This window comes from Actinomycetota bacterium (assembly GCA_036280995.1).
In the GTDB taxonomy this organism is placed as follows: Bacteria; Actinomycetota; CALGFH01; order CALGFH01; family CALGFH01; genus CALGFH01.
Map to the genome: position 1 here is coordinate 1 of DASUPQ010000836.1, position 3,625 is coordinate 3,625.

The window sequence follows — 3,625 nt, forward strand, 5'->3', positions numbered from 1 at the left end:
CGGCTCGGCCGGGATCGTGATCACTTTGCGGGCGGCCCACCGGCCGCCGGCCGCTTCGTCCTGGTGCCAGAGCCAGATCGACGACGACAGGTCCTCGACGCTCACCACCACACCGACGAAGCCATAGGCCTAGGTCGGGTCGTGGGCCGGGCGCAGCTCCAGCACCATCTGGTGCTCGTCGCCGAGGTCGACCCGCTGGACGAGCTTGCGCTCGGAGAGGCTCCAGAAGTTGAGGTGGTGTCCGAACTTCCGCCCCAGAAGGTCGTCAGGGTTGAGCCCGTTCTCGATCATCGACGGGGTGCCCCACTCGGAGGTGATGACGGTGTCGTGGTTGAGGTGCCACCACACGTCGTAGCCGAGATACTGGTCGCCCCGGTCCAGCTCCCAGGCGCCGATCACGTCGAAGCTGTCATGGTCCAGCAGGGCGATCCCGGCCGGGCCGTCGTTGCCGTTGGCGCCGCCCAGCGCCGACATGAAGATGCCGCCGGGCCCGCAGTGCAGGGTGTGGGGGCGGGAGTAGCCGGCCTTGGCGGCCAGCTCCTCAGCGGTGATCTCGCGGACGACGGTGGGGTTGCGGGGGTCGGGCTTGGTGTCCAGCACATAGATCCGCGAGGACCGGATGCCGGGGACGACCAGGTAGCGCCGCTCCAGGGGCTGGCCGTGGTCGCCATGTCCCTGGTGGCAGAGGGCGGACGAGCAGGCGTTCCAGCCGAAGTGGTGGAGCTCGTTGCCGGCGGTGGGCAGCTCGCTCCAGCCGACCACCCGGCCGTAGTCGGGCGAGGCCGGGTCGGCGTCGAGCACCGCCATGGCGTCTTTGGCCTGGCCGGCCGGGTCGTAGGCGGCCACGTAGGCCAGCCGCTCGGGCGGGGCCGCGATCGCCTCGGCGGGGGTGCGGTAGAACGTGGGGTCGGTTGTCTGGGACATCAGCCCTTCTCCTGTGATGGGCAGACGAATCGCTTGCGTTCCGCTCGCAACCTGACTACGCGCTGGACGGCTGCGGCATCAGGCCGAGCTGCGTCAGCAGCGAGACCTGGTCGTAGTAGAGGTCGCCCCCGACGACCTGTCCGCTCGGGCTGAAGTGCCACAGCTCGCAGAGTGCCAGCGTGAACTCGCCGCCGGTGGCGGGGAACGGTCCGAGCGGCCCGTCGTGGGTGCCGGCGACAGTGAACGTGCAGATCACCGTCTGGCCAGCGTCGAGGTAGCGGGGGTCGGCGATGCGGATGTCGGTTGAGGACCTGACCCACCCGGCCAGGAAGTCATCCCTGAACGCCCGGGGTGTCCTGAACGTCCGGCCCTGGGCGTGGTCGGTCCAGGCGATGCTGTCGGCGTAGTGCCTGGTCATGGCCTCGAAGTCCCTCTGGTTGAAGGCCTCGTGACCGGCGCGGTGGGTGTCGACGTTGCTGGCTGCCATGGCTCCTCCTGTGCGGCTGTGGCCGTCGATGACGAGGGGATCGTGGCGGCCGCCGGTTGCGCGGACCCTTCCCGCGCCTTTCCCCGACCTTTCCGTATGCTTGCCGTCGAAGAGACAAGGACCGCTGTCCCCGAGGCCGCCTGATGGGCGAGTGGACCAAGGCGAGGATCCAACTGTGCGGCCGCTTCGTCGCCGACATCGATGGCTCCCGCGTCGAAGCCGCCTTGCCTGGCCGCAGGGGGCGGGTCCTGTTCGCCTACCTGGTCCTCAACCGTGGCCGCCCGTTGCCCCGCGACGAGCTCCTCATGGCCGGCTGGGGCCCGGACGCCCCCGTGGCGGCGGGCAACGCGTTGAGCGTGCTGCTGTCCAGGTTGCGCCACGGACTGGGCGCCGACCGGCTCCGGGGAAGGACGGCGCTCGAGCTGCTGCTGCCGCAGGCGACCTTGGTCGATGTCGAGGCGGCCCTGGAGGGCGCCCACCGGGCAGAGTCATGCATCGCCGAGGGCCAGTGGGCCCAGGCGTGGGGTCCAGCCGGGATCGCCTACCACGTCGCCACCCGGCCGTTCCTGGCCGGACTGGAGGCGCCCTGGATCGACCAATGGCGGCGCCGCCTGGAGGAGGTCCGGCTTCGGGGGCTGGAGTGCTTCGCCGCGGCCGGCCTTGGCCTCGGCGGGCCGGCGCTGGCCCAGGCCGAGGAACGCGCCAGGATGCTGACCGAGCTCGCACCGTACCGCGAGAGCGGGCACCGCATCCTCATGGAGGCGCTCGCGCGGCGCGGCAACGTCGCCGAGGCCCTCCGCGCCTACGAACGACTACGGGTCCTGCTTCGAGACGAGCTCGGGATCGCGCCCAGCCCCATCGTGCAGGCCGTCCATCGACAGCTGCTGGACAGCACCGACAGCTAGAGCAGCTCGGCCTGGGCGAGGAGGTCCTCGCGGGTCACGTTGCCCACCAGCTCGGGGTGCAGGACGCCCATGTGGCCCTGCGCGTTCTTCCAGAGCTCATCGTCGTCGTCACCCTGGATCACATATCCGCACATGCAGACGAGCCGCAGCGCCATCGCCAACCTCCAAGCTGCGATCTTCACGCGTGGGTGTCGAGGGCGCAAGACGCTAGGCGAACCGGAGGGGTTCCATGTCGGAACAGGACCTCGCCGGCTCAGGTAGTGAGTATGGCGTTGCAGCTCAGGGAACCGAGGGGAAGCGGGCGATCTCGTGGCCCTGCGCATCCAGGGCCAGCAGGGTCCGGACGCCCGGGGTCGGCGGGGCGAGGTAATAGCGTCGTCGGAAGCGAGGACCGATCTCCATGGCGGGGACCTCGACCGGGGACGCCCCCGGCCGCAGCAGACGGACCCGGGCGGTCCCCTCGGGCACCAGGCCCCACAGCGGCATGTCCTTCGCGCCGCCACTGGAGGTCATCCGGTCCATCACCCGGTTCGAGGCCTCGTCACGACATGAGTACCCGTAGCCGTGACTTCGCCCGTCGGTCTTGTGCACAATGCAGATCTTGGCCTCGTGGCTGCGCCGGCTGGTGCCCCGCACGGCGGCCAGCTGCCATTCCTCGCCGCCAGCCTTGCCGCCGGCCAAGGCCACGACCGTCATGTCGACCAGTATGTCGTCGAAGCGGCCCCGCACGTAGTCGGCGAAACCCGAGCTCGGTTGGGTCGGTCGGGGTGGCTGGGTGACCACCGGCGCGGGGGTCGTTCGCCTGTCCAGTGGTCCCTGCACAGCGACCAGGCCGACGGCCACGGCGACGGTCAGCAGCACGGCTCCCGAGGCGAGGCGGGCACGGCGCAGCCGCCCCCGGCGGCGGATGGCGGCAACCGGCGGGGGCATGGCCTGGTCGGCGTGGTCGCCGACCAGCTCGGCCATCTGCCGCTGCAGCTCATCCTCGCGCATGCCCACGTTCCTCCTGCCCTTCCTCCAGATGGACGCCGAGCGCGGCGCGCGCTCGGGCCAGCCGGCTCTTCACCGTCCCGGTCGGCAGCCTGAGCTGTTGGGCCACCCGCTCCACCGGCAGGTCGGCGCCGTAGTACAGCACCAGGACCTGCCGGTAGTGGAGCGGCAGCCGCCGCAGGCCAGCCTCGATCGCCAGCCGGTCGGTCGAGCGTCCCGGCTCGGCGGCCGGTGCGCCCAACCGGGCTCGGGCGGCGAGCTGACGGCGGGCGCGGCGCAGCCCGCTGGTGGCCAGGTTGAACGCGACCCGGCGCACCCA

Annotated in this window: 5 protein-coding genes and 1 pseudogene; 1 reads left to right on the plus strand and 5 read right to left on the minus strand. The window is 71.2% G+C overall.

From position 1 onward, the window contains the following. A pseudogene (locus VF468_28035) lies at window positions 1-924 on the minus strand (selenium-binding protein SBP56-related protein). A 55-nt stretch (window positions 925-979) separates the two neighbouring features. After that, a complete protein-coding gene (locus VF468_28040; protein HEX5882135.1) occupies window positions 980-1,411 on the minus strand; it encodes a nuclear transport factor 2 family protein in 432 nt (143 codons plus the stop codon). A gap of 143 nt (window positions 1,412-1,554) precedes the next feature. On the opposite strand from VF468_28040, the gene VF468_28045 reads away from it, so the two are divergent. Next, window positions 1,555-2,316 (plus strand): BTAD domain-containing putative transcriptional regulator, encoded by a 762-nt coding sequence (locus VF468_28045; protein ID HEX5882136.1) that lies wholly within the window; start codon window positions 1,555-1,557, stop codon window positions 2,314-2,316. Here VF468_28045 and VF468_28050 read toward each other — a convergent pair. The 3 genes from VF468_28050 to VF468_28060 form a co-directional block, all read right to left on the minus strand. Continuing rightward, window positions 2,313-2,471: a hypothetical protein gene (locus VF468_28050; GenBank protein HEX5882137.1), complete on the minus strand. Its 159-nt coding sequence runs from the start codon at window positions 2,469-2,471 to the stop codon at window positions 2,313-2,315. The two genes, VF468_28045 and VF468_28050, sit on opposite strands and share 4 nt — an antisense overlap. A 124-nt stretch (window positions 2,472-2,595) precedes the next feature. Further along, complete coding sequence (locus VF468_28055) at window positions 2,596-3,309, minus strand: hypothetical protein (GenBank protein HEX5882138.1); 714 nt, start codon at window positions 3,307-3,309, stop codon at window positions 2,596-2,598. Then, the coding region (locus VF468_28060; protein HEX5882139.1) for a sigma factor-like helix-turn-helix DNA-binding protein at window positions 3,296-3,625 on the minus strand (330 nt) is incomplete at its 5' end. The genes VF468_28060 and VF468_28055, both read right to left, overlap by 14 nt.